This is a genomic window from Okeania sp. SIO3I5 (assembly GCF_010672085.1).
GTDB lineage: Bacteria > Cyanobacteriota > Cyanobacteriia > Cyanobacteriales > Microcoleaceae > Trichodesmium.
Window position 1 is genome coordinate 1 of sequence record NZ_JAAHHT010000212.1, and the last position, 16,628, is coordinate 16,628.

15 protein-coding genes and 1 pseudogene are annotated in these 16,628 nt (G+C 35.3%); 10 read left to right on the forward strand and 6 right to left on the reverse strand.

Annotated features, from left to right (window positions below):
- Positions 1-678 precede the first annotated feature (678 nt).
- Entirely contained in the window at positions 679-909 is a 231-nt protein-coding gene (locus tag F6K40_RS31240; protein ID WP_293141624.1) for a hypothetical protein, read from the forward strand.
- 530 nt (positions 910-1,439) lie between these two features.
- On the opposite strand, the gene F6K40_RS31245 is transcribed toward F6K40_RS31240, so the two are convergent.
- The 4 genes from F6K40_RS31245 to F6K40_RS31260 form a co-directional block, all read right to left on the reverse strand.
- A complete protein-coding gene (locus tag F6K40_RS31245) occupies positions 1,440-1,706 on the reverse strand; it encodes a DUF3493 domain-containing protein (RefSeq protein ID WP_293141626.1) in 267 nt (88 codons plus the stop codon).
- Between the two features lie 510 nt (positions 1,707-2,216).
- Positions 2,217-3,443, reverse strand: coding sequence for a DUF445 domain-containing protein (locus tag F6K40_RS31250; protein ID WP_293141628.1), 1,227 nt, complete (start codon positions 3,441-3,443; stop codon positions 2,217-2,219).
- A gap of 772 nt (positions 3,444-4,215) precedes the next feature.
- Positions 4,216-4,917: a bifunctional demethylmenaquinone methyltransferase/2-methoxy-6-polyprenyl-1,4-benzoquinol methylase UbiE gene (gene ubiE, locus F6K40_RS31255; protein ID WP_293141630.1), complete on the reverse strand. Its 702-nt coding sequence runs from the start codon at positions 4,915-4,917 to the stop codon at positions 4,216-4,218.
- Between the two features lie 29 nt (positions 4,918-4,946).
- A complete protein-coding gene (locus F6K40_RS31260) occupies positions 4,947-5,885 on the reverse strand; it encodes a response regulator (protein ID WP_293141632.1) in 939 nt (312 codons plus the stop codon).
- Positions 5,886-7,056: 1,171 nt separating this feature from the next.
- On the opposite strand from F6K40_RS31260, the gene F6K40_RS31265 reads away from it, so the two are divergent.
- The 5 genes and pseudogenes from F6K40_RS31265 to F6K40_RS31285 all read left to right on the forward strand — a co-directional run bounded on the left by F6K40_RS31265 (position 7,057) and on the right by F6K40_RS31285 (position 10,961).
- On the forward strand, positions 7,057-8,175 hold the full coding sequence (locus F6K40_RS31265; protein ID WP_293141634.1) for a RuBisCO accumulation factor 1: 1,119 nt from the start codon (positions 7,057-7,059) through the stop codon (positions 8,173-8,175).
- A gap of 657 nt (positions 8,176-8,832) precedes the next feature.
- On the forward strand, positions 8,833-9,030 hold the full coding sequence (locus tag F6K40_RS31270) for a peptide chain release factor 3 (protein ID WP_293141636.1): 198 nt from the start codon (positions 8,833-8,835) through the stop codon (positions 9,028-9,030).
- Complete coding sequence (locus tag F6K40_RS31275; RefSeq protein ID WP_293141638.1) at positions 9,030-9,218, forward strand: hypothetical protein; 189 nt, start codon at positions 9,030-9,032, stop codon at positions 9,216-9,218. Before F6K40_RS31270 ends, F6K40_RS31275 begins: the two co-directional genes overlap by 1 nt.
- A 52-nt stretch (positions 9,219-9,270) precedes the next feature.
- A pseudogene (locus F6K40_RS41475) lies at positions 9,271-9,444 on the forward strand (type II toxin-antitoxin system RelE/ParE family toxin); the annotation flags it as partial.
- A 338-nt stretch (positions 9,445-9,782) separates the two neighbouring features.
- Complete coding sequence (locus F6K40_RS31285) at positions 9,783-10,961, forward strand: phytanoyl-CoA dioxygenase family protein (RefSeq protein ID WP_293141640.1); 1,179 nt, start codon at positions 9,783-9,785, stop codon at positions 10,959-10,961.
- A 479-nt stretch (positions 10,962-11,440) separates the two neighbouring features.
- Here F6K40_RS31285 and cysC read toward each other — a convergent pair whose 3' ends face one another.
- Both cysC and F6K40_RS31295 read right to left on the reverse strand, forming a co-directional pair.
- Positions 11,441-12,022: an adenylyl-sulfate kinase gene (gene cysC / locus F6K40_RS31290; protein WP_293141642.1), complete on the reverse strand. Its 582-nt coding sequence runs from the start codon at positions 12,020-12,022 to the stop codon at positions 11,441-11,443.
- A 297-nt stretch (positions 12,023-12,319) separates the two neighbouring features.
- On the reverse strand, positions 12,320-12,496 hold the full coding sequence (locus F6K40_RS31295; RefSeq protein ID WP_293141644.1) for a hypothetical protein: 177 nt from the start codon (positions 12,494-12,496) through the stop codon (positions 12,320-12,322).
- An 86-nt stretch (positions 12,497-12,582) separates the two neighbouring features.
- On the opposite strand from F6K40_RS31295, the gene F6K40_RS31300 reads away from it, so the two are divergent.
- The 4 genes from F6K40_RS31300 to F6K40_RS31315 all read left to right on the forward strand — a co-directional run.
- Positions 12,583-14,010: an SLC13 family permease gene (locus F6K40_RS31300; protein ID WP_293141646.1), complete on the forward strand. Its 1,428-nt coding sequence runs from the start codon at positions 12,583-12,585 to the stop codon at positions 14,008-14,010.
- Between the two features lie 3 nt (positions 14,011-14,013).
- Entirely contained in the window at positions 14,014-14,448 is a 435-nt protein-coding gene (locus tag F6K40_RS31305; RefSeq protein WP_293141648.1) for a hypothetical protein, read from the forward strand.
- Positions 14,449-14,730: 282 nt separating this feature from the next.
- A complete protein-coding gene (locus F6K40_RS31310) occupies positions 14,731-15,591 on the forward strand; it encodes a substrate-binding domain-containing protein (RefSeq protein ID WP_293141650.1) in 861 nt (286 codons plus the stop codon).
- 10 nt (positions 15,592-15,601) lie between these two features.
- On the forward strand, positions 15,602-16,628 hold a 1,027-nt coding region (locus F6K40_RS31315), incomplete at its 3' end, for an RNA-guided endonuclease InsQ/TnpB family protein (RefSeq protein WP_293141652.1).

A 16,628-nucleotide genomic window follows, 5' to 3' on the forward strand; every position in this document is an offset into this window, starting at 1 on the left:
AATAGTTACTAAATCTATAGAAAAATATTCCTAGACAAGTGTTTTAATTAAGTGTTACCTTAACGGGGTGAACTACAACACCCTCTATCCCATTGCTAAAAGCGTTTGGGACTACTTTTCTTATCGGTATTTAAACGAACATTGACATGACTCATTGTATTTGACACCAGATTATTTTTTTTAATAATAGTACGTTCTACTAACTGTATTATCCCTCCTGTAAACATTTAACGAGCTGTTCTGCAATCCTTTCTCAGTCTAAGATATTTTTAGTTGTTTTCCTATGTTTTTCTATAAAATTAATCAAACTTTACAATACTAGCAGCGATAAATGTTTGCTATAAATAGTTATTTTTGCTAGAAGTCTAGATTCAGGAGCTAGGAGGTAGGAAGTCCATAGGAATATCCTACATAGTATTTCTTAAAGTAAGAGATAATATTCATTTTTCTAAAAATAATGCCTAAAACCTTTCAAAACTTCTAGTTATTTCTAATATTATTTTTTCAAATTGATTTTTTTTAGTAAATATCGAATCTAAAAGTTAAGATTTGGTGACATATATAATCGGATCGGAATACTTGGTTTGTAGTTAGTGAGTTATCTTTAAATAAAGAAGAAGCTGAAATATTGGCAACTTCAGCACGAAAAGTGTGTCCTTAATTAATCAGGTAAATGTTATGAGTAATTTTAATGCTACTTCCTGGAAAAATAATTCAGCTCAACTAATTACAAAAAATGAGGCAGAACCTCAAATTTGGGATGGCTTGAAGCAGGCGATCGCTTTAACTTCAGGATTTCAAAGATGGCAATTAGAGCGTAAAGTTAATAGTAATGAGCAGCAGAATATACCTTTAGATCGACAAGTTAGTTTGTATTTACGAGAAACTCTGGAGACACTAGCTTACTAAAAAAAAGTAAGTTATGTTACAAATTTCTTGATTAGTTTTTGAATTTGGCTATAATGCCATAATTATTAAATATTAAAACGGTAGTAAATTGCAAAATGTCTAGTTCTATATTTGTAGAACTAGGCATTTTGCTTTAAAAAACTAGGTTTATTATATTTAGGGTTTTTATATTAGTTAACCCCAATTAAGATTTAAGGTCTTTATATAAGCTGACCTCAATTGATTTGCATATACTATTTGACAATAACTTAACAGGGATCGCTGATTTCGTAATATTTTCTTTATTTTTTATATTTTTATGGCCAAATATATATCCTTATTGCTAAATGTAAACTTTTATTACATAGGGTAGAAGGGCGATAATGGGACTTATCACTACTGCATTTCATCTAGTACATAGCGCATAGTAAAAGTCCTAGTGTAGGATGGCAGAAATAACAATTTGTAGTTACATGCATCCTAAAAGCCTTACTAAGGAAGACTTTTGAATTTTGAATTTTGAATTTTGAATTCCGCGTAGCGGCACTAGCTTATGACTCTAAACGAAACAGCCAAATCATCAAGGCCATAACTCCTACTTGTAAAGCAAAATTAGGAAAAGCAGAATTGATATTTTGGCCGGCGATAATTCTTGTGAAAGAAATAAAAGCTCCAATAAAACCAGAAGCTCCGAAAGCCACATAGAGAAATTTTCGTAATCCTCGATAAGGAGCATCTAGTTCAGCTTTAAGGCGAGCATATTTTTCTGGATCGAGTTTACTTTGAGTATGAGAATTGTTTGAGTTTGGAGTTGGCATAGTTTCAACAATTAATAATTAATAATGAATAATTAATAATTACCTCTCCTTGAAAAGAAGAGGATTGACTAATTATGAAAATTTTTATTTATTATCCCCTTAAAAGGGGAGGCTTTAAACCTACATTCCGCACTTCAAAATGTAATATCAAGTCCAAGTAGTCAGTAGGGAATGATTCTAGCTCATTACCTGGCTCCATCGAGTATTTATATTTCATTTGACTGAGAATTTGACTTAACAGAAAGGTCAATTTAAGATGATTTCTTCAGTATAAATACTTACTAAAATCGCGATTATTATACTACTTTTAATGCTATAACTTGAAGTGCAGAATGTGGGGTAGAATGATATGGTCAGGTTTCCCTCATCTTGTAGAGCGGCTCCAAAGTACGCCACATCCAATCAACCAACTTGAGAAGAAAAAAATTCCTTTTAACCTAATCCTCTTTTTTATAAGAAGAGGTAATTATTAATTGTTAATTATTAATTATTAATTATTAATTATTTAACTCACCTTTGTAGCAACAACATAATCGTCTGCAACGAACCAATAACAATACCTAAAACTCCACCCAAATTAACAATAGCTTGCAATTCATTTTTAACAATTACATTAACAGCAACTTCCAATTCTTCAGAAGAAGTACCGTTGATACGGTCAATAATCACTTGATCTATATCTAAAATAGGAATTGCCATAGCGACAATATTTTCTAAATCTTGCTCCAAATAACGCTCTAAAATCAAAGCTAATTCTTGACTCACTAACTCCAAAGAACTATTCATTATTGAAGAGGTTTGTAAACGATTAATAATTAAATCCGCAATATGCTCCCAATCAACAGATAAACTTAAAGCTTGAATCAGATCGGCACCACGTTCTTGTAGATATAAACGTACACTATCCCGCATTGTATTTCTTAACTGGCGTACCGTAGAAACAGGTAAATTTTGCATCGAAAGATTGTGTAACCATTCCTGAATTCTTTCTTTAACACCTAATGCAGTAATTAATTCCGTTAAGCGTTGATTAGTTAGCTCTCTCTCATCCAAACAAAAAGTCCTTAACCTAGTTAAAGTATTACGCAGCCCAAACAAATTAGCTACTACCCAATAAGTACCACTAGCTTTTTCACGAAAACCTTCATCAATAATGGAAATATTTTGATCTGTGAGAAAATCAATTAAAGTCTGTCTCAATACATCTGGTGGTAGAACAGCTTTAAGCAGCCAATCTGATAGTTGAGCTGCCTGCATTTCAGTTAGTTGAAACTCTAGTAAAATCTGGTCAAAAATTTGGTTGAGTTGAGCTTCTAAAAAATCTTCTCTCTTCGCCCAAACTTTAAGAAGTCGTGGCAAAGATTCACCTAATAAATCGCGCAGAATACTTGCCAGAATTTTGGTACTTTTAGTATTTGTATTGAGTTTTAATTGTTCTAAAGACATTCTCAGCAGCCAAAGAATAGCTGCCTCTATCCGTTCAGTTTGTAATAAACGACGTGCTAAATTTTGCAACTCTGAAGGAGTTAACAAAGAACCCATGATAGTATCAGCAACTCGTTTTGCTAAACGTTCTTGATTAGCAGGAATTAACCCAGGAGTAAAGGGTAGCTTTCGCCTAAAAATATAATAAGGACGATAAGGACGAAATAGCATTTTTATAGCTATATCATTAGTGAAATAGCCAATAATTCCACCTGCAATTGGTGGTACAAAATAAATCCAGATATTAGACAATTTTGATTACCTAAAAGCAAAGTTGAAAACCCCGTCTGTGTCTGAACGGAGTCGGAACGGAGATAAAAACAAGGCAGCCGTTTAGGCTTGACACCTTTAGCTGGACTATGCTAATTTACCATAAATAAAGTAATTAGAAGTAAGTAAGTTTGGTGTAATAACATTGTATCTCTAACTAACTAATAAATTCCCTTCCTTTAGTTAGAAGTAATTATCTAAAGGATTCAGTATGAGTAAACCACTGTACAGGAAATAATGCTAGATTAAGTAATTTTTGAGCAACTGAAGTTAACTTCGGTAAAGCCATTCTGAAAAAAAACATATATTAAAATTAACAACAATTCGAGCATTGCTCAAATCCCCGTTATAAAAACAACTTCTGAATTCTGACTTTGTTAAAAGGGGGGTATTTATCTGAAGATAGTTAGTGTAAATGGAACAACGCAGTTTTAAAAAAAATTTGCTAGTCTAATTCTCATAATTTTATTTACTTCACTTAGAAGAGTAGTCTAATTCAAACTATTTTTCTTTGTAGAACTAATAGTTAAACTAATAAATTTGGGTTTCAAGCCTCCTCTTTCAAGAGGATCAAAAAAAGTTCAATTCTGTATTTTCAAGCCTCCTGGTTTCCTAGGTCATGCTGCGCAAACAGCAGGAGGTACTGATAACTGATGTACTGACACTTCGCGCGTTGTGTCACTACTAACTGATAACTGAAATGACTTGGCCTATTTTTTTCTTTCCTTTAGTCACTAAAATAACTTAGGAAAAATTATTTTGTAATTACTAATATTCCCATCATACCCCCAAGCATAGGGTAATGTTTGGCCTTTACAAATTTTGCTTTATATGCTAGCTCTATTTGCTTTATGCCTGTGGGAAATTTGGTTAAACTAGGACTAATATAAGCGTATTCCTTAGTTAACCCCAAATTACGAGCCACAGGAACTACAACCGTATCTAGATACCACTTTTGAAACCATCTTATAGCTGAATTACTGGGACAATGCATATCTAGAATAGCTGCCTTAGCATTAGGTTTCAAGACCCGATATAACTCTTGCAAACAAAGGGGAATATCCGAGACATTACGGAGGCCATATCCCATCGTAGCACAATCGAAATAATTATCAGCAAAAGGTAAACTCAAAGCATCAGCCTCAACCCAATGAATAGGACTAATCTTATCTAATAAAGGTGGTTGGCGGTTACGAGCGATCGCCAACTGCTCCACAGAAAAATCGACCCCAAAGACCTGACCTTTACTGCCAACAGACTTGGCCAGTAGATAAGCCAGATCGCCACTACCACAACACAAATCTAGACAAGTAGAGCCATAATTAGGATCACTCCACATTACAGCCATTTGCTTCCAGATTTTATGTATTCCCAAACTTAATAAATCATTCAGTTGATCATAAACTGGGGCAATTTTGTTAAATATGGCCTTAACTTCTGTGGAATCATCAATCATAAAATTAAGTCAAAATTTTCACTTTCAAGCTATTCAAAGCTATTCAAAGTCAATGCTAATAATTGAGCTGAGACATTAATTGTACTCAGTTCTTCTGGGCGTAATGTACTGGGTTGTTGCCATTGTAGTGACATTAAGGCCAGAAGTTTTTGGCGATGGGAAATTGGAATCACAATATGAGCTTCTATTCCTGAAGTTTGATAATGTGAAACATCAGAAAGCTTAGTATCTTTTGAAACATTCATCACAGATTGTACATCCCCAGAAGCGATCGCTTCCATTGCTAGAGGATCGTTAACCAACCAGTTATCTACCTTGCCCACTCTACTACTAGAGCCTTGAATTGAGCTTAAACTATTATCCTCAACCAACTGTAAGATACACACATCTGCCGAAAAAGTTTCACTATATATAGATGCAATTTGTGCCAAAGCTTCTTCCATGTTCCCAGACTTCTGAGAAACATGGACAACAGTGTTCAACAAATCCAATTGAGTTTGAGACTTTTCCAGGTTTTCGGTACGCTCATTCAAAACTTCATAAGTTTGTGCAGCCTTTTCTACCACTACCTTGAGTTCTTTTGGGTCCCAAGGCTTAGTAATATACTTATAAACCTGTCCAGAATTTATCGCCTCTACCAAATCTTCTATATCAGTAAATCCGGTAAGAATAATTCTGACTGTATTAGGGAACTGGGGCAAAGTTTTACTTAAAAATTCTGTGCCCTTCATTTCTGGCATCCGTTGATCGGATATAATAATAGCCACTTCTCCCTCTAAGGCCAAAATTTCCAACGCCTGAATCCCACTTTCAGCTTTGAGAACACTAAAATCTCGTCGGAAGGTCCGGTAGAGTAAGTCCAAATTATCTGGTTCATCATCTACTACCAGCATTTTAGGTTTCATTTTTTTCGTTAGGCTCATCAGTTGACTTCTAATGCTATCTAACTGTTGAGGAATTGCTTCCATCCAAACAAACCTCCTCAATTGTACCTCTAAAGTAGCATAATACTAATTTTATTGATAAATTATGAAGAAATATCTACTTTTAAATAATTATCTAGATATCTAGTGCTACTGTAAGCCAGTTGCACTTTTAATTAACCCTAAAATAACTCTAGAATAACTCTAGAATAACTCTAGGCCATATTAATTACTATAGCATAGTGAGACTATGGCAAAAATTTCGCGAGTAATTTCATGTTACTAGCGCTGGAAACTGTTTGCTGTAATCTGGTAGAATCTGTAATGATTACCAATTATCTGTAGTATGATTAGTGGGATTTAAGACTGAGCTACACCCAAATAAAGGCGTTGCTGAATACTGGGATGATTGAGGCGGACACGGGGACGCTCAGACGCTCAGACGCGTGGATTATGCTTGCTCCTTGAGCGACAAAATCATCCCACAATTATGCAATGCCCAAATAAACAACAAGTAATTAGGGTTTGCTGAAAAAGTCTTTTTTAAGGAGTAGGGGAGCGGGGGAGTAGGGGAGTAGGGGAGTAGGTAGGGACGTTGCATAACAAAAATGCGAACGTCCGTACTAGGTAGGGACGTTGCATAACAAAAATGCGAACGTCCCTACGGGAGAACTTTTTTCCCCTACTCTCGCCCAAAATATGCTCCATGCATTTTGATGAAGAGCTGAAAACCAAGGAATTTCAGACCATTAAAGTCTAAAACCTTTACCTGTAAATGCTTTGAGATTTATTCAGCCAGCTCTAATTGTAGAACAGGACTTACGCAGATCCTCCCTCTCTTGGTGCGCGTTCCGCAAGCGATCTGTCGTCGTCGCGGGGTCGCACCGCTTGCGTCTGACGCTGACGCGGGATATGACGTTGCGTCTGACGCCGACGCGGGGTCGCACCGCTATCTAGTAGGGGCGATTTCCGTTTGTAATGCTCGTAATTACGCTTGCTCGCCCCTAGAGATGGTGTGTGATTTGATATGCGTGCCTAAGTCCTGATGATATTAGACCCCAACCGCCGGATGCTTGAGTCGGAATTGAAATCTCCTTTCCTGATTTCATGTTTAGGTAAACGAGGGTATCTCAAAAAAAATTCTGCTGATTGCTGAGTGCTGACTATTTCTTTAAAAGTATATTCATTTGCAAACAAAAAAGGTGCGCTATAAATTATGACTGAAACACCACAAAACTCCCCTAACCAGCAACAAGAATCAATACATCAAGTAGATGCAGAAAACTTAATTGGTTTGCTGCGTCGTAAAGAAGGTAATTGGGTAGAGTGGGGAAATGCTTGTGCTGCTCTACAAAAAGCTGGATATACTTCTCAGCAAATATTTGAGGCAACTGGGTTTGAACCGATACAGCAAAATCAGGTGATAGTCGGGTCTCAAGTTTATACAAGTATTGTTAATGCTAACATTAAGGAAAGTGCTCTACCGCAAAGTAGAACAGATGTTCTATCACGCTTTGAGAGATCGGGTAGTGATATTCTTTACGAATTAAGGATTTTAACTCAGGAGCAAAGAGTCATTGCAACTGAGTTTATAGTTGCTCATAATCTTGATGTTGATGATGCCAAAGATATAGCAAAAGCGATCAAAGATTTTGCTCGGATGAAAACAATCCCAGAAGGATTTTCTGATTCTCCTGGAGATATAGTCGCATATCAATGTTGGAAACAAGCTAGGCAACAAAACGATTTACAACACAGGTCTCGTCTGATTGCTAAAGGTCTCAAATTAGCAGATTCTCAAACAGCTAGAAAACAGCTCGAACAACTATTAACTGATTTTACTGTTGTTTCCCAAAGACCTGCTCCCCGTTTACCAATTTATCGAATGGAGTCAGAAGAAGAGTTACCTCGTATTTTACCTGTTGTCGGAAAATTACCGTTGAACACAGAAGATTTCAAGGCAGTACCTCTTGTTGAAGAAGTGGAACCATTTAGAATAGTTAAATTTTCTGGTGGTGCGGGTGCTTGGGTAGCGATACCCGGATGGCGAGTTGTCATGCAAGCAGAAGATCCGGTGGCGATAATTGAAGATAGCGATCGCTTGCCTACTCCTATACCTGGTGCGACTGAAGAAGTTTTATTAATTATAGATAGAAGTCAACGGCAATGGCATGAAGATGGATATTTTATTGTAGATCAAGGTGGTAAAATAGTAATGCAGTGGTTTGATGAGGAGCCTAATATACAACTACTTGGAAAAGCTTTGTTAGTATTAAGACCTAAAAAGATTCTGGATGGAGAACTTATTAAAGATTTGTGGCAAATTGAAGAATAAATATTTCGGCGTTGCATAAATGCGGGATGATTTTAATAGTTTTGTGGAATGGGCAAGATGCCCATTCCTGATATTTTTGGACAGGCAGGATGCCCGTCCTACTTAATATTCATCCCTTAATTCAGCAACGCCAATATTTCAGTTGTAGCAATCAGGAATGAGATGTGAGAAAAAGCTGTAGGGGTTTGGTCTCCTTTCCCCAAGCGCTAAGGGATTTGGAGACCAAACCCCTACAATAAAATCTTACAACATAAGCGCGGATTGCTATATTAATTATCAGTAGCGATCGCTGAATTTGGAGGTTGGAAATACTGAATCGAATATTTTTTTCACCGAAACAATTAAACAATTAGATAATTCAGGTTTGAAGTCTCCCCCTTTCAAGGGGAAAAAAGCGGTTGGCAAGCGGAGCAGTCCGTTAGGATGGGATGGATAGGTGACCGGCGCCATATCCAATCAACCAAGAGAAATAAATTTTTTCCCTACCGCGTCAATCCTCTCCCTAAAAGGGAGAGGTAATTATCCATTATCCATTATCCATTAATGAACTCCTTGGATAGGGGATATTTGATACCTTATTTTTTGAAATTTAGTCTTATGAATGTTTACAAAAAATATGTAACAATTGATAATCCTCAGCAGTTAGTTTGATCAGATTTGCCATTTGCAGCAGGTCAAAAAGTAGAAGTCATTATTTTAGCTGAAGAGCGTGATGAAGTTGATAGTCAACTAAAGGAATTACGCCAAAAAATTGATAGGGCAACTGAACAAATTTTAGTAGGAAATGTGAAAGATGGAGAATTAGTTTTTGAGCAGTTACAAGCTAGGTTAAAAAATGAATATGGATTAGAATAATGGCAAAGTATCAATTTTCTGAGGATGCAGTTAAAGATATTAATGAAATTTGTGATTATCTTGCCAAAAATAATCCTTATTCAGCTAGTGCCGCTACGCGGAATTCAAAATTAAAAATTCAAAAGTCTTGCTTAGTGAGGCTTTTAGGATTTTGTAACTGGTCAGTTATTTCTGCCATCCTGCACTAATAACTTATTTGATGCAATTCGCCAAAAATGTAAATGATTTGCTAATTTTCCGAAAATGGGGAAATCCTATTCGCAAATCAGACTAAATTTAAGGGGGTTTTTAGTTAAAGATTATATGATCTTTTATTATCCTCCTGATGAAGGTATTGTCATTGTTCGGATTGTTAGCGGTTATCGTAGTTTAGAAACATTATTTAATGAGGATAGTGAGGATAGTAATGCCTAGAAAATCTAATTCATCTCGTTCAAAAACTACTAAAAATGAAATACCTGGGTAGCTCATAAATGATTTTCTAGCTTTTTAGAAAAGGATAAAGTTTTTCTGACTGACCGAAAAATTATTTATGGTATAGCTATTTATAAAGGATATGATATTACGTCTTATTTTGTAAGCATTCAGCTATTAGCTGTCAGCTTTCAGCTTTTTAATAAATGAAGCAAGCATGAGCTTTTACCCATACTTTTAATCCGTTGAAATCATAAAGATGCCAATTCCTTCTCTCAAGATAATGAAATTGAGAGTTGAATGCTGACTGCTGAATGCTTACCTTATTTTTAACAAAGATGAGCCAAACAAAAGATACAAAAATGACTATTCCTGTAATGAATCTACCTTGGGTAGAGTCACCTTTTTTTGAACAAATTTTCAGTCAATTAAATTTAGATAATGAAACTAGAAAATTTGTCAAACAATTTGCAGAACAAGGCTATGTAATTATAGATGATTTAGGCATAGAAAATATTGGAGAAATTATAGACAGAATAGTTAATAATTTAACTCCCATATATGGAGACAAAGGCAAAGTAGAATCAGCTTGGATTTATTACGATAGAATTCAAGATGCTTGGACGTTCAATCAAGATGTCAAAGAAATTGCCACTGCTCCCAAAATTATTAACCTATTAAAAATACTTTATCAGCGAGAACCAATTCCTTTTCAAACCCTAAATTTTAGGTTTGGTACCGAACAATCTACTCATAGTGACAGTATACATTTTAGTTCAGTTCCTGCTAGATTTATGTGTGGAGTTTGGATAGCTCTTGAAGATATAGATGCTAATAACGGTCCGTTACATTATTATCCTGGTAGTCATAAATTACCAATTTTTGATTTAAACGATTTGGGAATTACGGGTAGTTATCAGAATAAACCTTATGATATTTATCCTGTATATGAAGAGTTTTTACAGTCATTAATTGAACACAATGGTTTAGAAAAAGTAGAACTTTATGTCAAGAAAGGGCAAGCTTTAATTTGGGCGGCAAATTTACTTCATGGAGGCAGTCCTGTTTTAGATAAAAATCGAACTAGATATAGTCAGGTGACACATTATTATTTTTCTGACTGTATGTACTATATTCCTTTACTTTCCGATCCATTTCTACATAGAATTCATTTTAAAGAAGTTAAGAATATGCTGACAGAAGAGGTAGTTAATCATATTTATAATGGTGAGAAACTTGAAGTTAATTCTGAAGAATATGAGGTTGAAAGATTAAAGTTTGAACTATTACAATTTCAGGAGCAATTAGCAAAATATAGACCTATTGCCATACAATCTCAGGATGAAGTGAATGTATTAAAACCTCAGCTTCAAACTGTTGAGTCAGAGTTAGAAAAATTACGAAGTCAGTTATATAATTCTAAAACAGAATTGGAGTTATTAAAGTCTCAAAATCAGGTAATTGAGGCAGAATTAGAAAGGTTGAGAACGAAGTTATATGGAATAATTAATAATTAATAATTAATAATTAATAATTACCTCTTTTTATAAAGTGTCAGTCCAGTAGGGTGGGTTAGCGCAGCGTAACGCACCATTTTAGATGTGTCGGTCTACTACTGGACTATATCTATATTGTGTACTTACAGCAGTTTCGGAGTTAGTGAAGTACAAAGTTTTATCACTTTAGTAAATATGAAAGAGAGATTAGTTTTCAACTGTACCTCACCATCCTAAAAAGTGCTGTAAATGAGTAGAGAACCTTTCAGAAGTCTGAATTTGTCAGTTTTCAGCACCGCCAAACCTGAATATTTCGGTGTGTTACGCTAAATATTTCGGTGCGTTACGCTTTGCTAACGCACCCTACTAGACTACTATCTTATGGTTTTATCCATGTCATTTCTGCTTGGGTTTGGAGACCAAACTCCTACAATAAAATATCGTTTTACCCTTTTATTTCAAAATTAAAAATATACCTCTTTTCTTCCTTCCTTATTCCTTTAAATATCAAAAAAATAAGCACTACTATGAGAAAAATTACGAGGTTTTAAATAACCATTATTTATCATTTTTAGTATAACTTTTTCTTGACTTTCTGCGACTGTTTCTAAGTCAGTGCGACATTCAACATCAGGGTTAGGTGGTGCTTCATAAGGTAAATCAATACCAGTAAATTCTTTAATTGCTCCCGATCTAGCAAGTTGATAAAGTCCTTTTTTATCCCGTGCTTCACAAACTTCTAGAGGTGCATTAACGTATACTTCAATAAAGTTACCAATGCGTTTTTTTACCTCAGAACGAACTTCATTATAAGGAGAAATGGCAGATACTAAAACAATCACATTATTACGAGTTAAAAGATGTGCTAAAAAGCCAATTCTGCGGATATTTTCATCTCTGTCAGCTTTACTAAAACCTAAACTTTTACCAATATCTTGACGTACAACGGTACTATCAAGAATTTCTACTGTATAACCAAGCGATCGCAACTCTTCTGCGACAGCGAAACTTAGAGTGGTTTTGCCGGCACAACTTAAACCAGTAAACCATACTGTTACACCAGTTTGATTCTTATTTTCCATTCACAAATTCCTCTTAAAAACAAAGTTTAAATTCTGACTAAAAAAAGGGATTTAAAGTTCAATTAATCTATTTACTTAAGATATTAACTATGATAAAATGAACATTTACCTTGTAACTCTAATTTTCCAAGATGTAAATACTAAATCAGCAATAAAAGTAATTATTAACTAAAAAGATTATCTAAATCTACCTAAAAAAGAATCTACCAATAAATATTTTCAATAAAAATTAATTTTTGGTAGTCCTGCATAGTAGTGGCGAAGATACATAAGCAGGACTTACCCACGCATATCAAATCATACACCATCTGTAGTGGCGAGTCGCGACTCGCCACTACTAGATATGGTGGTTCTGCGTAAGTCCTGATAAGTTTTGTAATTTCTTCCCACACCTCCGACACCTCTCACACCTCCCACACTTCCCACACTTCCCACACTTCCCACACCTCCCACACTTCCCACACTTCCTTGCACTACCCCTTCCTATTCCCTATTTCCTATTCCCTAGCGCGTAGCGCTATATAATCAAATCTCTACGTTAAAACTTATTATTCATATCAATGGAAAACATCAAACATCTTCGTAATTGGTTACGAATACTTCGTCAACCTCAGTACCGTTGGCTTTGGTTTGTAGCTGCGGCACTTATCTATGTAGGTATTCTTCTGTTTCCAATGACAGGAGTAGAAAAAGAAGCAAAAGGAGCCTTAGCAGTATTTGGAGTGACAGCTTTCCTGTGGGCAACGAATGCCTTACCAGTAGCAGTCACAGGCTTAATGGTACTATTTTTAATTCCCTTGAGTGGCAGTCTTACCCCTACAGAAACTTATGCCTATTTCGGCAATAAAGCAGTATTCTTTGTATTAGGAGCATTTATTCTAGCCAGTCCCATTCAACGTTCCGGACTTAGCACTCGTCTGGCTTTAACAGTAGTTTCCCGTTTTGGTAATAGCCAAAATACCCTTATTGCTTCTATTTTAATTCTTTCTGCCCTGATGTCCTTTGTAATTAGTTCTTATGCAGTCACGGCCATGTTATTCCCAGTAGTTATAGAAGTTGTCCAAGCCGCAGGGGCTAAACCAGGTGGACGTTTTGGACTAGCAGCATTTTTAGCTTTGGGATGGGGTTGCGGTATTGGTGGTATTGCAACTTTACTGGGGGGAGCTAGGGCGCCTCTAGCATTAGGAGTGCTGCGCAGGACAACACAACAAGAATTCGATATCACTTTTGCCGAGTGGTTTATTTGGTCTATTCCTTTAGTTGTGCTGATGTTAATAGTTTCTTATTTTGTACTATTACAAATAGGAAAAGGTCAAGTAGTTTCTTTATCTAATGCCCGAAAATTTCTCGCAATTAGATCGAAAAGTCTTGGGGCAATTTCAGCCAGAGAAATTGGTACATTGGTATTAGTGACTGGAATAGTCTTGTTATGGATTTTTCAAGGAAAAGCTTGGGGACTAGATACAATAGCTTTCTTTGGGGTTATGTGTAGTTTCATTTTTGGTTTGGCAAGTTGGCAGGAAGTAGAAGAGGATGTTAACTGGGGTATTTTTTTGATGTATGGTAGTGCTATTGCTCTAAGTGCGGTGTTACGAGATACAGGAGCAGCACAAGCATTGGCAGAAATTTTGTTAGGTTCATGGATTAATTCTGGTTTTGTTTGTTTTCTGGCAATGGTTTTGATTATTACTTTTTTGACAGAGGGAATGAGTAATGCTGCTGCAGTGGCAGTTTTGATGCCAGTTGGACTTGCTTTGGCGGCTAAATATGGAATAGATCCAAGGGCAATGACGTTGGGTATTACTCTGCCATCGGGTTTGGCTTTTCTGTTACCAGTCAGTACCCCGGTAATGGCCATTATTATGGGTAGTGGTTATGTGTCGCCTTCTGAAGCTTTTAAGCGTGGCTTATTGCTAAAATTAGTGGGGACTTTGATATTCTTGGCAATGGCGAAATTTTATTGGCCTTTATTTGGGTTGGGAGTGTAAGACATGAGTATCTGGTTGGTGGTTGCGAATCCCTACGCTTATGATAAGGCAATGTGGAGAGCAGTCTCAGAAGCACAAAAAAATCAAACTAAATTGAGAGTTGTATTTTTTATTAATAATAACTCAATTCATGATGTAATTGGTGAATTGGGGCAGAGTGGTTGGTTGGGATCTAATCCTTTGCATAAACTACAAAACTCTATGTTGGAAGGTTATCGTGCTTTAGCTGGTGATGTTTTGAAACGGGTGAAACGTAAAGCTAAAGGAAAGGATGTGGAGTTAGACACTCAGGAAGTAATAGAAAGACGTACTATAGAGGGATATGTATTTGAGCTTGTGGAAGAAGGTGCAACAAAAATTGTGATTGCTGGTCCCCAGTTACTTACTGCTAAAATCGGAGAATTACCAAATATGGCAGAGTATATTGAGGAAGATTAGATATTTTTTAGGAGTCAGGAGTCATTTCAGTTATCAGTTATCAGTTATCAGTACCTTTATGGAATAGGGAGGCTTGAAATACTGAAGCCTGATTTTTTTTTCATCTCCTTAAAAGAGGAGGCTTGAGACCTTATTTTTTGGTCATAATAAATTTATTTTTTAGGAGTCAGAATGAATGGTTTTAGTACCATTTTTTAGGTCGTAAATTATCTTTTTTGTAAAAGAGATATCTCCGATAAAGTCTTTATAATTGCACTTAATTATTCGTTGGTAAAATTCTTTTTGAAAATTAGTCTGACTGGTATTATGAAACTCAAAAATTTATTAATTGCATTTATGGGGATATTAACTGTGGCAACTGTGACGAGTTGTACAGGGAATAGCGACTTCCAAGAAACTGCGCAGAAAGAAATTAAAATAGGTGGTTCTTCTGAAGGTTATCCTATCATGGAAATATTGGCAGATGCTTACGAAAATAACTCCATTGAATTTACTTTTATGCCTAGTAGTCAAAGCAGTGGCGGTATTAGAGGTGTTAAGGATGGGTTAATTAATATTGGAGTTATTAGTCAGCAATTAACAACAGCAGAAACACCAGAAAATCTCAAATACATTCCCATAGTAAAAAATTTCTTGGTTTTAATTACTAATGAAAATGTCAAAGGAGTTTCCAATCTTAGTACGGAGCAAATTCAAGGTATCTATAATGGTACAATTAGTAACTGGAAAGATTTAGGAGGACCTGATGCTAAGATTATTTTATTAGACATAGCTGAAGATGAAACAGAAAAGCAGATTTTGCGAGAAAATATTTTAGGAGAAAATCTTCAAGTCATATCAACAGCGATTATTTTTCAAGAAGATGATGAAGTTCTTGAAGCTGTGGCAACTACACCTTATAGTATTGGTGTTATGCCTAACTCGGAAGAGCTAAAAGAATTTGCTGTTAATTTACTTAGTATTAATAATGCTATTCCTAATAAGGTTAATGTACAAAATGGTAAATATAAAATTAGCCAAACTATAGGGATTGTTTTTTCTGCTGAATCTACTTCTGTAACTGAAGAATTTATTGATTTTATTGTCAGTCAAGAAGCTAAGGAAAAATTAGAATTAGCTAATTACATAGTAGAGAAAAATTAGGTCGAAAACATTGAAAGCTAGATATAAATATCGCATCTATCCAAATCATATACAAATAACTAAATTAAATCAACTATTTGGTTGTTGTCGATATGTTTGGAATCAAAGTTTAGCATATTGTAATCAACTATATTCTAGTGGGCAAAAGAAACCTAGTTATGTTGACTTAACTAAACAATTCATAACTCAAGCCAAGAAAGAATTGCTTTGGCTAAAAGAGGTTGCTTCTACTCCATTACAGCAATCCTTAAAAGACTTAGACCAAGCTTACAATAATTTCTTTAATAGTTGTACTGCTAAGCGAAAAGGTATAAAAGTTAAACTTCCTAAATTTAAAACTAGAAAGTCCAGACAAGCAGTTAGATTTGTAGGAGCTAATTACAAGATTGGTCAAGATAAAATATATCTGCCAAAAGTAGGTAAAATTAAAATAGTTTGGTCAAGACCTAAGCCGCTTAAACCTAGTTCAGTTACTATAATTAAAGACAGTGCTGGTCGTTATTTTGCTAGTTTTGTTGTAGAAATTAGTCCTGAGTCATTGCCTAAAACTGACAGTTCTATTGGCATTGATTTAGGTATCAGCACATTTGCTACTTTGAGTAATGGTGAAAAGTTTGAAGCACCAAAACCATTAAAACAAAACCTCAAAAAGTTAGCTAAATTTCAAAGAAAGTTTGCTAAGACTCAACCAGGTAGTAAACGTCGTGAAAAGCGTAGATTAAAAATAGCCAAACTTCATGGAAAAATTAAAGATATTAGGACTGATTTTTTACACAAGTTATCAACTGATTTAGTTAGAAATTACGACACTATTGTACTGGAAGATTTGAATGTTTCTGGTATGGTTCGTAACCGTAAATTAGCTAAAGCAATTAGTGATTTAGGTTGGAGAAAATTTAGAACTTTAACTGAGGCTAAGTGCGAGAAATATGGTCGTGAGTTTAGAGTCATAAATAGATGGGAACCCACTTCTCAAAAATGTAGTTGTTGTGGGTTTAAAGGTGGCAAGAAAGAGTTAAATGTTAGAGAATGGACTT